The sequence below is a fragment of the Pseudomonas sp. NCCP-436 genome (assembly GCF_019656335.1).
Lineage (GTDB): Bacteria > Pseudomonadota > Gammaproteobacteria > Pseudomonadales > Pseudomonadaceae > Aquipseudomonas.
Genome location: NZ_BPLZ01000003.1, coordinates 211,425 through 225,983, shown reverse-complemented (window position 1 = coordinate 225,983; position 14,559 = coordinate 211,425). Strand labels below are relative to the sequence as shown.

Genomic DNA, 14,559 nt, shown 5'->3' with positions numbered 1-14,559 from the left:
CCTAGGGGCAGCCGTGAGCCTGGGATGAAACTGTCGAATGGTCTAGAGCTGGAACTCGTGCCCCAGGTAAACCTCCTTCACCGTCTGGTTGGCCAGGATGGTCTCGGCGTCGCCTTCGGCAATCAACTGTCCGTCGTTGACTATGTAGGCGGTCTCGCAGATATCCAGGGTCTCACGGACATTGTGATCGGTGATCAGGATGCCGATGCCCTTGGTCTTCAGGTGATGGATGATCTGCTTGATGTCGCCTACAGAGATCGGGTCGACGCCGGCGAAGGGTTCGTCGAGCAGGATGAATTTCGGGTTGGTCGCCAGAGCGCGAGCAATTTCCACGCGCCGCCGCTCGCCGCCAGACAGACTCATGCCAAGATTGTCGGCGATGTGGTGAATGTGAAACTCCTGCAACAGGTTCTCCAGCGCCTGCTGGCGTCCGGCACGGTCAAGATCCTTGCGGGTCTCGAGGATAGCCATGATGTTGTCGGCTACCGTGAGCTTGCGGAAGATCGAGGCCTCCTGCGGCAGGTAGCCGATTCCGGCGCGGGCGCGGCCATGCATGGGCTGATGGCTGACATCGAGATCATCGATCAGTACGCGGCCCTGATCGGCGCGAACCAGGCCTACGATCATGTAGAAGCAGGTGGTCTTGCCGGCTCCGTTGGGGCCGAGCAGGCCGACGATCTGCCCGCTTTCGATGCTTAGGCTGACGTCACGCACGACCTGGCGACTTTTGTAACTCTTGGCCAGGTGTTGGGCTTTGAGTAGGGCCATTATTGCTGCTGACCTGGTTTGTTCTTCGGTTGAATGACCATGTCGATGCGCGGACGGGGCGCGCTGACATTGGTGCCCGTGGCACGGCCGGCATTGACGATCTGGCGACGGGTATCGTAGACGATCTTCTCACCTTCGAAGGTGTTGCCTTCCTGAACTACCTTGGCGCGGTCGATCAGAACGATGCGTTCGTTGCTGGAGAAGTACTGGATAGTCCGGCCATAGGCCTTGACGATCGACTTGTCCACAGCGGGTTTCTGTTCGTAATAGGCCAGATTGCCTTGGGAGGTGAAAACATCAATGTCGCCGTTCTGATTCCGCGTGATGGTTACGGTATCGCCGGTAATTTTCAGGGTGCCCTGAGTGATGACCACGTCGCCGCGGTAAACCGCTACGCCCTGCTTGTCATCCAGTTCGGCACTGTCAGCCTGGATGCGGATGGGTTTCTCGCGATCCGATGGCAGGGCCCAGGCAGCAGCGCTTCCTAGCGCGACGCCGAGGCTGAAAATCAGGGGGAGGGTATTAACGAACCTCATGCTGGCCTCTTACATTGGACGGCAGGATCATCCTGCCGTCATTCAAGTACGCTTTCATTCCATGTGCCGTGGTCACCCCGTTGGCGGCCTCGATTCTAACGGCTTGATTGGTCTGCGCATATTCTTTGTCGGGGATCACCGTCATACGCGTACTGGTTACTACGGTGCTGCGCCCCTTCTCGTCGGTGCGGGCGATGCGTACGTCGGCGATCAGTTCAATTTCTTTGCCGTCGGGCGAGACTTCGGCGCGCTGGCTGGTGATCTTCCAGGGCTGTTTGCTCCCACGGTAGATGTCCATCTTCGGGGTGTCGAGCAGGCTGATGTCGGTGCTGCGGATGTGTTCGAGTCGTTCTGCGCTGAGGCTGTAGTGCAGTGTGCCGTCCTCCTGGAATTGCACGGTGTGGGTACCAAGGACATAGAAATCCACGGCGCTGTCGGCAGAGGCTTGCAGGCTCTGGCGGGAGCTGGGTGCCAGGTTCCAGTAGCCAAGCGCCGCGACGGCGACGGCGATCACTGCAAAGATCAGGATGTTGACGGCTTTGCGTAGCATAGAGTGCTCTACAGGTATGCGGCCTGGGCCGCGTCCAGCGTGCCCTGGGCACGCATGATCAGTTCGCAGAATTCGCGTGCGGCCCCTTCGCCGCCACGTGCCTGGGTAACACCGTGGGCATGTTGGCGGACGAAGCTGTCGGCGCTGGCGACGGCCATGCCCAATCCGACCCGGCGGATCACCGGAAGATCCGGCAGGTCGTCACCCAGGTAGGCCACCTGTTCATAGCCTAGACCGAGTTCGGCAAGCAGGCCGTCAAGTACTACCAGCTTATCCTCGCGTCCCTGGAACAGATACTGGATGCCGAGGTTGCGGGCGCGCCGCTCGACCACTGGGGTCTTGCGGCCGCTGATGATGGCGGTGCTTACGCCTGAGGCGATCAGCATCTTGATGCCGTGGCCGTCAAGGGTATTGAAAGTCTTGAATTCGCTACCGTCTTCAAGGAAATACAGACGACCGTCAGTCAGTACGCCGTCGACGTCGAAGATCGCCAGCCTGACGGCTCGGGCACGTTGCAGCAGGTCGTTCATCACATTACTCCGGCGCGCAGCAGGTCATGCATGTTCAGGGCGCCGACCGGCCGTTCCTGCTCGTCGACCACTACCAGGGAGTTGATCTTGTGATCTTCCATGATCTTCAGTGCCTCGGCGGCAAGCATCTCAGCTCGGGCGGTTTTGCCGCCCGGGGTCATTACTTGGTCGATCAGTGCCTGGCGTACGTCGATGCCGCGATCGAGGGCGCGGCGCAGGTCTCCGTCGGTGAAGATGCCGGCCAGACTGCCGTCAGCCTTGCTAACCACGGTCATGCCGAGGCCTTTTTGGGTCATTTCCAGCAGAGCGTCGCGCAGGCTGGTGCCAAGGGCTACACGTGGCAGAGCGTCGCCTTGGTGCATCACGTTTTCCACCTTCAGCAGCAGTCGGCGGCCCAGTGCACCGCCCGGGTGGGAGAAGGCAAAGTCTTCGGCGGTGAAACCGCGAGCCTCGAGAAGTGCAATGGCCAGGGCATCACCCAGTACCAGACTGGCGGTAGTGGAGGAGGTAGGCGCGAGATTCAGTGGGCAGGCTTCCTGCGAAACCCGGGCATCAAGGTTGACCTCGGCGGCCTTGGCCAGCGGCGATTCCGGGTTGCCGGTCATGCTGATCAGGCGGATGCCCAGGCGCTTGATCAGTGGCAGCAGGGTGATGATCTCGGCAGTGCTGCCGGAGTTGGACAGGGCCAGTACCACATCGTCGCGAGTGATCATGCCCATGTCGCCATGGCTGGCCTCGGCCGGGTGTACGAAAAAGGCGGCGGTACCGGTGCTGGCCAGGGTGGCAGCGATCTTGTTGCCGATATGTCCGGACTTGCCCATGCCTACCACCACGACGCGACCCTTGCAGGCAAGGATCAGTTCGCAGGCCTTGACGAAATTGGCGTCGATGCGAGGCAGAAGGGCCTGCACCGCTTCGACTTCGAGACGAATGGTGCGCTGGGCGGAATCGATCAGGTCGCGGGTCTGGTTCATGCTGGGCGAGGGGGCAGACGAAAAAGATGACGATTATAGCGGTAAAAGCGAGTTGCGCTCATCATTTGCCCGTCGACTCTCAGAGCCGAATCTGTCGCAAGTCTGAATATAGGCCAGTAGTGCTATTGGGTGGCCTGGGTAGCGAATGCTATAGTCCGCGCCCGTTTAGGCCGTGCGCTGACTGTCTTCGATCATGGTTGATCTGTATCGGCAGGTGTCAGTGTTGTTGCGTGCGGACATGAGCGGCCTTTTGTCGCAAGGCTAAGCTAATTCGGACGATCCGGCATGCCGACGCATCTTGTGCTGCAGCCTGCCTGGGGCGATTGCGCGTGTCCTCGCGAGTAGGGACAGAGTCAGCCAAGAGCCTGTTTTTTCAAGGAGTTCAGATGAGCGCCGAGCACGAATATGCGGTGGAGTTGCAGGGTGTCAGCTTTCGCCGCGGTACGCGGACGATCTTCGATCAGGTCGATATCCGTATCCCGCGGGGCAAGGTCACCGGCATCATGGGGCCGTCGGGCTGTGGCAAGACCACGTTGCTGCGATTGATTGCCGCCGAGCTGCGACCAGCGCAGGGCAAGGTGCTGGTCAATGGCGTCAACCTGCCGAAACTGTCCCGCGATGCTCTGTTCGACATGCGCAAGCAGATGGGTGTTCTGTTTCAGAGCGGTGCGCTGTTTACCGATCTGGATGTGTTCGAGAACGTGGCTTTTCCGCTGCGGGTACACACCCGGCTGCCGGAGGAAATGATCCGCGACATCGTGCTGATGAAACTGCAGGCGGTCGGCTTGCGTGGTGCTCTTGAGTTGATGCCGGACGAGCTTTCCGGCGGCATGAAGCGACGGGTCGCGCTGGCCCGGGCAATTGCGCTCGATCCGCAGATCCTACTCTATGACGAGCCTTTCGTTGGACAGGACCCTATCGCCATGGGCGTTCTGGTACGACTGATTCGTTTGCTCAACGATGCCTTGGGGATCACCAGTGTGGTGGTTTCCCATGACCTGGCGGAAACCGCCAGCATCGCCGACTACCTTTATGTGGTGGGTGATACCCAGGTGTTGGGTCAGGGCACGCCGGAGGAGCTGATGGCCTCCGACAATCCACGTATCCGTCAGTTTATGAAGGGTGTGCCGGATGGTCCGGTGCCGTTCCACTATCCGGCGCCGGACTTTCGCGAAGATCTGTTGGGGAGAGCCTGATGCGCAGAATTTCACCGCTCGAGCGGCTGCAGCTGTTCGGTCGTGCGGGTATTGACGTGGTGGCAACGCTGGGGCGTTCGGTGATGTTTCTGGGGGGCGCGCTGTTTGCCCGCAGCCGCGCCGGCAAGCCGCTGCAGTTGTTGACCCGGCAGTTGTTCGCCGTGGGTGTGATGTCGCTGGCAATCATTGTGGTGTCCGGCATCTTTATTGGCATGGTGCTGGCACTGCAGGGCTATAACATTCTGGTCAGCTACGGTTCCGAGCAGGCTGTCGGGCAGATGGTGGCCCTGACCCTGCTGCGTGAGTTGGGACCTGTAGTCACGGCGTTGCTGTTTGCCGGTCGTGCAGGTTCGGCGCTGACCGCCGAGATCGGCAACATGAAGTCCACCGAGCAGTTGTCCAGCCTGGAAATGATTGGCGTGGATCCGCTCAAGTACATCATCGCGCCGCGCCTGTGGGCCGGTTTCATTTCGATGCCGCTGCTGTCGATGATCTTCTGTGTGGTCGGCATTTGGGGCGGGGCGATGGTTGCCGTGGACTGGCTGGGAGTCTACGAAGGTTCCTACTGGAGCAATATGCAAAACAGCGTGTCCTTCCAGGAAGACGTTCTCAACGGGGTGATCAAGAGCGTCGTGTTTGCCTTCGTCGTTACCTGGATCGCGGTGTTCCAGGGCTATGACTGCGAGCCCACTTCCGAAGGTATCAGTCGGGCAACCACCCGTACCGTGGTATATGCCTCGCTTGCCGTGCTCGGCCTCGATTTCATTCTGACCGCTTTGATGTTTGGAGACCTCTGATGCAAAACCGCACGCTGGAGATTGGTGTCGGCTTGTTTCTCATGGCCGGGGTGCTGGCCCTGTTGCTGCTGGCCCTGCGTGTCAGTGGCCTGAGCGTCGGAAGCTCGGGCGATACCTACAAGGTGTATGCCTACTTCGACAATATCGCCGGGTTGACCGTGCGCTCGAAGGTGACTATGGCCGGGGTAACCATCGGCAAGGTAACGGCCATCGACCTGGATCGCGACAGCTACATGGGGCGTGTGACCCTGGAGCTCGATAGTGCCGTCAACAATTTGCCTGAGGACTCCACTGCGTCGATCCTGACTGCAGGCTTGCTCGGTGAGAAGTACATCGGCATCAGTGTCGGAGGCGAGGAGGCGGTGCTCAAGGATGGCGCTACCATCCATGACACCCAGTCCGCGCTGGTGCTGGAAGACCTGATTGGCAAGTTCCTGCTCAATTCGGTTAACAAAGACGAAGCCAACTGATGAGAGTGTCCGAGATGTTCAAGACTTTGCGTAATTCGTTGCTGGCGCTGCTGGCTGCCATGCCGTTGCTGGCTCTGGCTGCGCCGAGTGCCCATGAGGTAGTGCAGCAGACCACCGATACTCTGCTGGCCGACCTTAAGGCCAACAAGGAGCATTACCGCAATGACCCGAACGCCTTTTACCAGGCACTCAACGACATCCTCGGGCCGGTTGTGGACGTGGATGGCATTTCCCGTGGAGTGATGACTGTGCGCTACTCGCGTCAGGCCTCTGCCGAGCAGATGGCGCGCTTCCAGGAGAACTTCAAGCGCAGCCTGATGCAGTTCTATGGCAATGCGCTGCTGGAGTATGACAATCAGGATATTCGTGTGCTGCCAGCCAGCACTGTGCCGGAGGGCGATCGCGCATCGGTGGGCATGGAGATTCGTGACGGCAAGGGTGTGGTCTACCCGCTCTCCTACACCATGGTGTCGCTGGACGGTACCTGGAAACTGCGCAATGTGGTGATCAATGGCATCAATATCGGCAAGCTGTTCCGTGATCAGTTCGCCCAGTCGATGCAGAATCATCGTAACAATCTGGACAAGGTCATTGATACCTGGGCCGACACCGTGGCCAAGGCCCGTCAAGCTCGGGGCGAGTCGTGAGTCGCGCCAGCCTCGTCGAGCGTGCGCCGGGCCGCCTGCAGCTCGTCGGTGTTCTGGACTACGTCAGTGGCCCGCAACTGCGCGAGCAGGGTGCCCGGCTGATTGCCGGAAGCTGCGAATCGCATCTGTCGCTCGATTGCAGCGGTGTGGAAAAGTCCAGTAGTGTCGGTCTGGCGCTGCTGCTGGCCTTTATCCGCGACGCCAGCAAGGCCGGGCGGGAGCTGCGGATTGCCGCATTGCCCGAGGACATGCGGCAGATTGCCCAGGTCTGCGGCCTGCTGGAGCTGCTGCCGCTGGAATAACGGCGGCGCAGCATGCGGGGTTCGCAGGCGAGGGGCTTTTTTGTATGATGGCCGGCCCGCGGGCGCAGGTAGCCCGGATGCGTCAGTCGAGGTCGAGCATGCAGGCTGCAGAAGTGAAAAGCCTCCTAGAGGAAAAACTCCCGAATACCCAGGTGGAAGTCGAAGGCGAAGGCTGCAACTTCCAGCTCAACCTGATCAGCGACGAACTGGCCGCTCTCAGCCCGGTCAAGCGTCAGCAGCAGATCTATGCCCACCTCAACGCCTGGATCGCCGATGGCAGCATCCACGCCGTGACCATGAAATTCTTCAGCCGGGCCGACTGGGCCGCGCGTTCCTGAGCCTGCGGGCGACGAGATTGCTATGGACAAACTGATCATTACCGGCGGCGCCCGCCTCAATGGCGAAATCCGCATTTCCGGTGCCAAGAACTCGGCTTTGCCGATTCTTGCCGCCACCTTGCTGGGCGACGAGCCCGTCACCATCTGCAACCTGCCTCATCTGCACGACATCACCACGATGATCGAGCTGTTCGGGCGCATGGGCATCGAGCCGGTGATCGACGAGAAGCTGGCTGTGGAAGTCGATGCGCGGGCGATCAAGACCTTGGTCGCGCCCTACGAGCTGGTCAAGACCATGCGTGCCTCAATCCTCGTGCTTGGGCCGATGGTGGCACGCTTCGGTGAAGCCGAAGTGGCACTGCCGGGCGGTTGCGCCATCGGCTCGCGTCCGGTCGACCTGCACATCCGTGGCCTTGAGGCCATGGGCGCGATCATCGATGTCGAGGGCGGCTACATCAAGGCTCGGGCTCCTGAAGGTGGCCTGCGTGGTGCGCATTTCTTCTTCGACGTGGTCAGTGTGACCGGCACCGAGAACATCATGATGGCCGCGACCCTGGCCAAGGGCCGCAGCGTGCTGGAAAACGCGGCGCGCGAGCCTGAAGTGGTCGACCTGGCCAACTGCCTGATCGCCATGGGGGCGAAGATCCAGGGCGCCGGTACCGACACCATAATCATCGACGGCGTCGAGCGCCTGCATGGCGCGCGTTACAACGTGATGCCCGACCGTATCGAAACCGGTACCTATCTGGTTGCTGCTGCCGTCACCGGTGGTCGCGTCAGGGTCAAGGATGCCGATCCGTCGACCCTGGAGGCCGTGCTGGCCAAGCTGCAGGAAGCAGGTGCCGAGATCACCACCGGTCCGGACTGGATCGAACTGGACATGAAGGGCAAGCGCCCGAAGGCGGTCAACCTGCGTACCGCTCCGTACCCGGCATTCCCCACCGACATGCAGGCGCAGTTCATTGCCCTGAATGCCGTGGCCGAAGGCACCGGCACCATCATCGAGACCGTTTTCGAAAACCGTTTCATGCACGTGTACGAAATGCTGCGCATGGGGGCCAACATCCTGGTCGAAGGTAATACCGCCGTCGTCACCGGGGTAGAGAAACTCAAGGGTGCGCCGGTAATGGCTACGGATCTGCGTGCCTCGGCCAGTCTGGTGCTGGCAGCGCTGGTGGCTGAGGGCGATACGCTGATTGATCGCATTTACCACATCGACCGTGGTTACGAGTGCATTGAGGAAAAACTGCAATTGCTGGGCGCTGCGATCCGTCGCGTGCCGGGCTAAGGCTCGCCTTCCCTTAGCCGTCCGACCTTCGCCCAAGGAAAACCTTTCATGCTGACCATCGCCCTGTCCAAAGGCCGTATTCTCGATGACACCCTGCCGCTGCTGGCGGCAGCCGGCATCGAGCCGACCGAGAATCCGGACAAGAGCCGCAAGCTGATTATTCCCACCAGTCAGGACGATGTGCGCCTGCTGATCGTACGGGCCACCGATGTGCCCACCTATGTCGAGCACGGTGCTGCCGATCTTGGCGTGGCCGGTAAGGACGTGCTGATGGAATACGGCGGTGAGGGGCTGTATGAGCCGCTTGACCTGCAGATTGCCCGCTGCAAGCTGATGACGGCCGGCAAGGTCGGCGCGAGTGAGCCGCAGGGGCGGCTGCGCGTAGCCACCAAGTTCGTCAACGTCGCCAAGCGCTACTACGCCGAACAGGGCCGTCAGGTCGAAGTGATCAAGCTGTATGGTTCCATGGAGCTGGCGCCGCTGGTAGGACTGGCGGACAAGATCATCGACGTGGTCGATACCGGCAATACGCTGCGCGCCAACGGCCTGGAGCCTCAGGAGCTGATCGCAACCATCAGTTCCCGACTGATCGTCAACAAGGCATCGATGAAGATGCAGCATGCTCGCATTCAGGCGCTGATCGAAACGCTGCGCAGCGCTGTCGACGCGCGACACCAAGGCTGATTCCTCACGCGGCCAAATGCCGCGCAGCCCTATCCGTGTCATAGCCATTTTTCTCGGGTGCCCGCACGGTGGGCCTGCTACATTACGGGCGCCCGAGAAAACGCCATTTAGATGAGGCTTTCGCTATGACTGCTCCCGTTGCCATCCGCCGACTCAACGCTGCCGATACGGATTTCGCGCGTCATCTGGATCATCTGCTGTCCTGGGAAAGCGTGTCCGACGATGCCGTCAACCAGCGTGTGCTGGAAATCATCCAGGCAGTGCGTGCACGTGGTGACGAGGCGCTGGTCGAGTACACCTGCCGCTTCGACGGTCTGGAGGTTGCCTCGATGGCTGACCTGATCCTGCCGCGTGAGCGTCTGGAACTGGCCCTGACCCGTATCAGCTCCGAGCAGCGTCAGTCGCTCGAAGTTGCCGCCGAGCGTGTGCGCAGCTATCACGAGAAACAGCGCCAGGATTCCTGGCGTTACACCGAGGCCGATGGCACTGTGCTTGGCCAGAAGGTCACTCCATTGGATCGTGCCGGCCTCTATGTCCCGGGCGGCAAGGCCTCCTATCCGTCATCGGTGCTGATGAACGCCATTCCGGCCAAGGTGGCCGGCGTCCCCGAGGTGGTCATGGTGGTGCCGACCCCGCGTGGCGAGATCAACGAGATCGTTCTGGCCGCAGCGGCCATCGCCGGTGTTGACCGAGTATTCACCATCGGTGGTGCACAGGCCGTTGCCGCTTTGGCCTATGGCACCGAGAGCGTGCCGCCAGTAGACAAGATTGTCGGCCCGGGCAACATCTATGTGGCCACCGCCAAGCGCCATGTGTTCGGCAAGGTTGGTATCGACATGATCGCAGGTCCCTCAGAGATCCTCGTGGTCTGCGATGGCGGCACCGATCCGGACTGGATCGCCATGGATCTGTTCTCCCAGGCTGAGCACGATGAGGATGCCCAGGCCATTCTGGTCAGCCCGGATGCCGCCTTCCTCGACCGTGTTGCCGAGAGCATTGCCCGTCTGCTGCCGACCATGGAACGTGCGGAGATCATCCGAACCTCCATGGAAGGCCGCGGCGCACTGATTCAGGTTGCCGACATGGAGCAAGCCGTCGAGGTGGCCAACCGTATCGCACCGGAACATCTGGAGCTGTCGGTGGCCGACCCTGAAGCCTGGTTGCCGAAAATCCGCCATGCCGGCGCCATCTTCATGGGACGCTATACCGCCGAAGCGCTGGGTGATTACGTGGCTGGTCCCAACCACGTGCTGCCGACTTCCGGTACGGCACGTTTCTCTTCGCCGCTGGGGGTGTACGACTTCCAGAAACGCTCGTCGATCATCTTCTGTTCGGCCGATGGGGCCTCGGAGCTGGGCAAGAGCGCCTCGGTGCTGGCCCGCGGCGAATCGCTGACTGCGCATGCGCGTAGTGCCGAGTACCGTATCAAGTGACCGGGTGCGCTCGGCGCACCTCATGATTCCCTGTATTCGAGGAGAGAAGGGCAGATGAGCAAGTTCTGGAGCCCCTTCGTAAAAGACCTGGTGCCCTATGTGCCGGGTGAGCAGCCCAAGTTGAGCAAGCTGGTCAAGCTCAACACCAACGAGAATCCCTACGGCCCGTCGCCGAAGGCCATCGTGGCCATGCAGGCCGAGCTGAACGACAATTTGCGTCTGTATCCGGATCCGAACGGCGAGCGCCTCAAGCAGGCGGTGGCCGATTACTATGGGGTGCAGACCAATCAGGTATTTGTCGGCAATGGTTCCGACGAGGTGCTGGCGCATGCCTTTCATGGTCTGTTCCAGCACGGTAAGCCGTTACTGTTTCCGGACGTGACCTACAGCTTCTACCCGGTCTACTGCGGCCTCTACGGCATCGAGCCGCAGAGCGTGCCCCTGGATGAGCAGTTCCGGATCCGTGTCGAGGATTATGCCCGGCCCAACGGTGGCATCATCTTCCCCAACCCCAATGCACCGACTGGCTGCCTGCTGCCGCTGGAGGCCATCGAACGGCTGCTGCAGGGCAGCCCGGACTCGGTGGTACTGGTGGACGAGGCCTATATCGATTTCGGCGGTGAGACGGCAATAAGCCTGGTCGACAAGTATCCGAACCTGCTGGTGACGCAGACGCTGTCCAAGTCGCGCTCGCTGGCCGGGTTGCGGGTCGGCATTGCTGTCGGTCATCCGGACCTGATCGAGGCGCTGGAGCGGATCAAGAACAGCTTCAACTCCTACCCGCTCGACCGTATGGCGATTGCCGGTGCGGCGGCCGCCTTTGAGGATCGTGCCTATTTCGAGCAGACCTGCCAGCAGGTGATCGACAGTCGCGAGCGCCTGACGGCCGGCCTGCAGGCACTGGGCTTCGAGGTGCTGCCTTCGGCGGCCAACTTCGTCTTTGCCCGTCACCCGGCCAAGGATGCCGCCGATCTGGCGGCCAACCTGCGTGAGCAGGGTGTGATTGTGCGCCACTTCAGACAGGAGCGTATTGCTCAGTTCCTGCGTATCACCATCGGGACAGCAGAGCAGAATCAGGCGTTGCTGGAGGCGTTGCAGAGTTTGTAAGTGCCGGCCTCGGGTGCGGACTCACTTGCCGATGAATCCGCACCCGCGAGTCTGATCAGTGATGGTGATCCGATCCAGCAAAGGTCAGTGAGGTGAACAGGCCACGTGTTTCGATATCGGCATTATCTGTCACCGGCAGGTTCACTTCTGCGGCGATGATATTCAGTCCCTGGTTGCGCACCACGACTATGGCGCGACCTTCGTTATCGGTTGTGGCGCTGATCTCGTTTGGGGCGCCACGGTAGTCACCCACCAGTTTGACCCCGGCCATGGGCTTGCCGTCTACCAGGACGCGCACGGCAAGTGGTTTGCCCGGCTCAACCTCCAGTGGATCGACTTCCGGCAGAATGACCATTTTCAACTGCTTCAAGTCCGGTATTTTGGCGCCTTTGCTGTAGATCGCCAGGCTGTACTTGTAAGTGTGCAGCGACTGAGTGGAGTTCGGTACCTGACTGCGTCCCTGATTGATCCATTGGCCATTCGGGGTCTTCGACCAGGCGCCGTTATCCAGTGCCACGGCCATTACTGCAGGCGGCTTGATCGGTTGCAGGCGGGCGTGGTCGGCCAGACGTTCGACGGTTACCGGGATCATCTTGCCGGCGATATCGTAGGCCCAGGCACCACTGATTTTCTCCGCTTTGAAAGCGTCATCTTCGGCTCCGTGGCCGTAAATCACTTCGATGTTGCCGCGTCGCTGTTCGGTCCATAGGCCGTGGGCGCTGGCTTGAGCTGCCAGCAGGGCGATGCAGAATACACCTGTGACTAGGGGCAGGACTTTCATTTAGGGATTCCTTAGAGATCGAGAGTGAGGTTGAAACTGAGGTTGCGTGGCTCACCGGGCGTTACCCAGAGGCTGCTGTAGGAGCGTTCGTAGTATTTTTCGTCAAACAGGTTGTTGAGCTGGGCGCCGAGCCTGAGGCGCTCGTTGACCCGGTAATGCGCCAGCAGATCGACGGTCTGGTAGGCCGGTAATTGAAAGTCGCTGCCGCTTTCGCCGGAACGGTCGCCGACGTAGGTATAGGCTACCCCTACATCCGAGCCGCGCAGCCAGCCGTTCTGGAACTCGTAGACTGCCAGCAGGCTGCCGCTTCGCTTGGCCACACCGAGCAGACGGCTGCCGGGCGGCAGGCTGGCGTCTCCCTTGATGACTTTGGCATCGATATAGGCGAAAGCACCGATCACCCGCAGTGCATCGTTTAGCTGGCCGCTCAGTTGCAGATCGAAACCCTGACTTCGCGCCTCGCCGGCAGTGCTTTGAAAGGCCGGGTCGCGTGGGTCTGCGGTGAGTACGTTCTCCTTGGTCAGGTGGAAGGCAGCCAAAGTGGCGCTGAGACGATCATCCAGAAGATCCAGCTTCACTCCTGCCTCGTAGCCGATGCCTTCTTCCGGATCGAAGCTTGCGTTGCTGCTGTCCAGGCCATTGTTCGGCTTGAGCGAGGTCGAGGCATTGGCAAACAGGCCGAGCTGTGGTGTCAGTTGGTACAGCAGGCCGAGACGATAGGTCAGCGCATCATGCTGTTGACTGCTGTGCTGGCTGCTGACGCGATTGTCGATGTGCTGCTCGAAGTGCTCAAAGCGCAGGCCGATCAGGCCGTGAAAGCGCTCGCTGAAGCTGATCTGATCCTGCAGGTTGAGGGCGTGGCTCTTCACCTGTTCGTGATTGTCGCTGCCGGAGCGTGCGCCGTTTGGTCGGGGGCGGCCGTAGATCGGTTCGTAGATGTCGATGTCGCTACGTGGACGAACCTCGGTGACCTGTTCGTTCTTGCGGTAGTTCTCATGCTCGGCGCCCAGCAGCAGGCGATGCTGCAAGCCGGCGATGTTCAGGTCGCCGTGCAATTCGACCTGAGTGATGCTGTCATGCCAACTGGTATCGCGCTCTCGAAAGCGTCGTGTGAGCGTGCGGCCATCGTCTGCCAGCGCTTGGTTCTCCGATGCGTAGCCGCCCAGCGCGCCTTCTTTGAAATGGCTTGCCAGACGTACCTGCCAACTGTCGTTGAGGGTATGCTCCAGGCTGGCCTGCAGCAGGTTGTTATCGTTGCTGATATGGCCGTCGTTCGGCTCACCGAGAAAGGTGGAGCGCGACACGCTACCCAGTTTGCCGCCAGGGGCGGCGATGCCGCGGTCGAGCACCGAGCGGTGGCGCACCAGTTCTGCCTCCAGCAGCAGTCGGGTATTCGGGCTGAGGTGCCAGCTCAGACTGGGGGCGACGAATACCCGCTGGTTGTCCACATGGTCGCGGAAGCTGTGATTGTCTTCCACTGCCAGATTCAGGCGTGACAGCAGATCGCCGGCTTCGTCCAGTGGAGTATTGATGTCCAGCGCAGTGCGATAACGATCCCAGCTACCCGCGCTGGTCTGTAAGCGGGCAAAGCGTTCTACCAGCGGTTTCTTGGTCACCATGTTGACTGTTCCGCCGGGATCACCACGGCCATAAAGACTGGCTGCCGGACCCTTGAGCACTTCAACGCGTTCGATATTGGCGGTATCGGGCGTGCTCGGATAACCCCGGTTGGCGCTGAAACCATCCTTGTAGAACTCCGAGGTAGTGAACCCACGCACGCTGTATTCGTAGAGTGTCAGGCCGCCGAAGTTGTTTTGCTTCGATACGCCCCCGGCGAAATCAAGCGCGCGTTCGACATTGCTGCTGCCCAGATCTTCCAGAACGCTGGCAGGAATTACGCTGATGGCCTGAGGTATTTCACGCAGGGGGGTGTCGGTCTTTGTGGCGCTGGCCGAGCGGGTTGCACGATAGCCCTGTACTGGGCCATCGGCCGTTTCGGGACTGGCACTGACGATGCTGTCTTCCAGGTGTGCAGGGGATTCGGCAGCGAGCGCGCAGGGCGCCAGCAGGCTGGCGAGCAGGGCGGGTGTGGCACGCAGCAAGAGGGCAACTCCAAACGGATGAATTTAATGTAATAACATAACATAAGATTCAAGCG

At 60.6% G+C, this 14,559-nt stretch carries 17 protein-coding genes; 10 read left to right on the top strand and 7 right to left on the bottom strand.

Annotated features, from left to right (window positions below):
• Positions 1–42: 42 nt before the first annotated feature.
• From lptB to NCCP436_RS05115, 5 genes are read right to left on the bottom strand one after another with little or no spacing between them, the layout of a single operon-like run.
• A complete protein-coding gene (gene lptB, locus NCCP436_RS05135) occupies positions 43–768 on the bottom strand; it encodes an LPS export ABC transporter ATP-binding protein (RefSeq protein ID WP_220802722.1) in 726 nt (241 codons plus the stop codon).
• The gene (lptA, locus tag NCCP436_RS05130; RefSeq protein WP_220802721.1) at positions 768–1,304 is read right to left on the bottom strand and encodes a lipopolysaccharide transport periplasmic protein LptA; all 537 of its coding nucleotides are present in this window, start codon (positions 1,302–1,304) and stop codon (positions 768–770) included. The genes lptB and lptA overlap by 1 nt, the downstream gene beginning before the upstream one ends.
• Positions 1,291–1,854 carry an LPS export ABC transporter periplasmic protein LptC gene (gene lptC / locus NCCP436_RS05125; RefSeq protein WP_220802720.1) on the bottom strand — a complete coding sequence of 188 codons (564 nt, stop codon included), beginning with the start codon at positions 1,852–1,854 and terminating at the stop codon, positions 1,291–1,293. The genes lptA and lptC overlap by 14 nt, the downstream gene beginning before the upstream one ends.
• An 8-nt stretch (positions 1,855–1,862) precedes the next feature.
• Positions 1,863–2,384 (bottom strand): HAD family hydrolase, encoded by a 522-nt coding sequence (locus tag NCCP436_RS05120; RefSeq protein WP_220802719.1) that lies wholly within the window; start codon positions 2,382–2,384, stop codon positions 1,863–1,865.
• Positions 2,384–3,358: a KpsF/GutQ family sugar-phosphate isomerase gene (locus tag NCCP436_RS05115; protein WP_220802718.1), complete on the bottom strand. Its 975-nt coding sequence runs from the start codon at positions 3,356–3,358 to the stop codon at positions 2,384–2,386. Before NCCP436_RS05115 ends, NCCP436_RS05120 begins: the two co-directional genes overlap by 1 nt.
• A 386-nt stretch (positions 3,359–3,744) precedes the next feature.
• Between NCCP436_RS05115 and NCCP436_RS05110 the strand changes: the two genes are divergently transcribed.
• The 10 genes from NCCP436_RS05110 to hisC all read left to right on the top strand — a co-directional run bounded on the left by NCCP436_RS05110 (position 3,745) and on the right by hisC (position 11,620).
• Positions 3,745–4,554, top strand: coding sequence for an ATP-binding cassette domain-containing protein (locus NCCP436_RS05110; protein WP_220802717.1), 810 nt, complete (start codon positions 3,745–3,747; stop codon positions 4,552–4,554).
• On the top strand, positions 4,554–5,351 hold the full coding sequence (gene mlaE, locus NCCP436_RS05105; RefSeq protein ID WP_220802716.1) for a lipid asymmetry maintenance ABC transporter permease subunit MlaE: 798 nt from the start codon (positions 4,554–4,556) through the stop codon (positions 5,349–5,351). Before NCCP436_RS05110 ends, mlaE begins: the two co-directional genes overlap by 1 nt.
• Positions 5,351–5,821 (top strand): outer membrane lipid asymmetry maintenance protein MlaD, encoded by a 471-nt coding sequence (gene mlaD, locus NCCP436_RS05100; RefSeq protein ID WP_220802715.1) that lies wholly within the window; start codon positions 5,351–5,353, stop codon positions 5,819–5,821. The genes mlaE and mlaD overlap by 1 nt, the downstream gene beginning before the upstream one ends.
• Before the next feature lie 14 nt (positions 5,822–5,835).
• Positions 5,836–6,468, top strand: a complete 633-nt coding sequence (locus tag NCCP436_RS05095) for a phospholipid-binding protein MlaC (protein ID WP_220802714.1) — start codon at positions 5,836–5,838, stop codon at positions 6,466–6,468.
• Positions 6,465–6,770 carry a lipid asymmetry maintenance protein MlaB gene (locus NCCP436_RS05090; protein WP_220802713.1) on the top strand — a complete coding sequence of 102 codons (306 nt, stop codon included), beginning with the start codon at positions 6,465–6,467 and terminating at the stop codon, positions 6,768–6,770. Before NCCP436_RS05095 ends, NCCP436_RS05090 begins: the two co-directional genes overlap by 4 nt.
• A 98-nt stretch (positions 6,771–6,868) precedes the next feature.
• Positions 6,869–7,108: a BolA family protein gene (locus NCCP436_RS05085; RefSeq protein WP_220802712.1), complete on the top strand. Its 240-nt coding sequence runs from the start codon at positions 6,869–6,871 to the stop codon at positions 7,106–7,108.
• A gap of 22 nt (positions 7,109–7,130) precedes the next feature.
• A complete protein-coding gene (murA, locus tag NCCP436_RS05080; RefSeq protein WP_220802711.1) occupies positions 7,131–8,396 on the top strand; it encodes a UDP-N-acetylglucosamine 1-carboxyvinyltransferase in 1,266 nt (421 codons plus the stop codon).
• A 48-nt stretch (positions 8,397–8,444) separates the two neighbouring features.
• The gene (gene hisG, locus NCCP436_RS05075) at positions 8,445–9,080 is read left to right on the top strand and encodes an ATP phosphoribosyltransferase (RefSeq protein ID WP_220802710.1); all 636 of its coding nucleotides are present in this window, start codon (positions 8,445–8,447) and stop codon (positions 9,078–9,080) included.
• A gap of 125 nt (positions 9,081–9,205) precedes the next feature.
• Complete coding sequence (gene hisD, locus NCCP436_RS05070) at positions 9,206–10,513, top strand: histidinol dehydrogenase (protein ID WP_220802709.1); 1,308 nt, start codon at positions 9,206–9,208, stop codon at positions 10,511–10,513.
• A 54-nt stretch (positions 10,514–10,567) separates the two neighbouring features.
• Entirely contained in the window at positions 10,568–11,620 is a 1,053-nt protein-coding gene (hisC, locus tag NCCP436_RS05065; RefSeq protein WP_220802708.1) for a histidinol-phosphate transaminase, read from the top strand.
• A 55-nt stretch (positions 11,621–11,675) separates the two neighbouring features.
• Here hisC and NCCP436_RS05060 read toward each other — a convergent pair whose 3' ends face one another.
• Both NCCP436_RS05060 and NCCP436_RS05055 read right to left on the bottom strand, forming a co-directional pair.
• Entirely contained in the window at positions 11,676–12,401 is a 726-nt protein-coding gene (locus NCCP436_RS05060; RefSeq protein ID WP_220802707.1) for a DUF4198 domain-containing protein, read from the bottom strand.
• A gap of 11 nt (positions 12,402–12,412) precedes the next feature.
• On the bottom strand, positions 12,413–14,500 hold the full coding sequence (locus tag NCCP436_RS05055; RefSeq protein WP_375709471.1) for a TonB-dependent siderophore receptor: 2,088 nt from the start codon (positions 14,498–14,500) through the stop codon (positions 12,413–12,415).
• Positions 14,501–14,559 lie beyond the last annotated feature (59 nt).

Coding starts and splice junctions, on each gene's coding strand:
- lptB (WP_220802722.1), bottom strand. CDS start 768: ATGGCCCTACTCAAAGCCCAACACCTGGCCAAGAGTTACAAAAGTCGC.
- lptA (WP_220802721.1), bottom strand. CDS start 1,304: ATGAGGTTCGTTAATACCCTCCCCCTGATTTTCAGCCTCGGCGTCGCG.
- lptC (WP_220802720.1), bottom strand. CDS start 1,854: ATGCTACGCAAAGCCGTCAACATCCTGATCTTTGCAGTGATCGCCGTC.
- NCCP436_RS05120 (WP_220802719.1), bottom strand. CDS start 2,384: ATGAACGACCTGCTGCAACGTGCCCGAGCCGTCAGGCTGGCGATCTTC.
- NCCP436_RS05115 (WP_220802718.1), bottom strand. CDS start 3,358: ATGAACCAGACCCGCGACCTGATCGATTCCGCCCAGCGCACCATTCGT.
- NCCP436_RS05110 (WP_220802717.1), top strand. CDS start 3,745: ATGAGCGCCGAGCACGAATATGCGGTGGAGTTGCAGGGTGTCAGCTTT.
- mlaE (WP_220802716.1), top strand. CDS start 4,554: ATGCGCAGAATTTCACCGCTCGAGCGGCTGCAGCTGTTCGGTCGTGCG.
- mlaD (WP_220802715.1), top strand. CDS start 5,351: ATGCAAAACCGCACGCTGGAGATTGGTGTCGGCTTGTTTCTCATGGCC.
- NCCP436_RS05095 (WP_220802714.1), top strand. CDS start 5,836: ATGTTCAAGACTTTGCGTAATTCGTTGCTGGCGCTGCTGGCTGCCATG.
- NCCP436_RS05085 (WP_220802712.1), top strand. CDS start 6,869: ATGCAGGCTGCAGAAGTGAAAAGCCTCCTAGAGGAAAAACTCCCGAAT.
- murA (WP_220802711.1), top strand. CDS start 7,131: ATGGACAAACTGATCATTACCGGCGGCGCCCGCCTCAATGGCGAAATC.
- hisG (WP_220802710.1), top strand. CDS start 8,445: ATGCTGACCATCGCCCTGTCCAAAGGCCGTATTCTCGATGACACCCTG.
- hisD (WP_220802709.1), top strand. CDS start 9,206: ATGACTGCTCCCGTTGCCATCCGCCGACTCAACGCTGCCGATACGGAT.
- hisC (WP_220802708.1), top strand. CDS start 10,568: ATGAGCAAGTTCTGGAGCCCCTTCGTAAAAGACCTGGTGCCCTATGTG.
- NCCP436_RS05060 (WP_220802707.1), bottom strand. CDS start 12,401: ATGAAAGTCCTGCCCCTAGTCACAGGTGTATTCTGCATCGCCCTGCTG.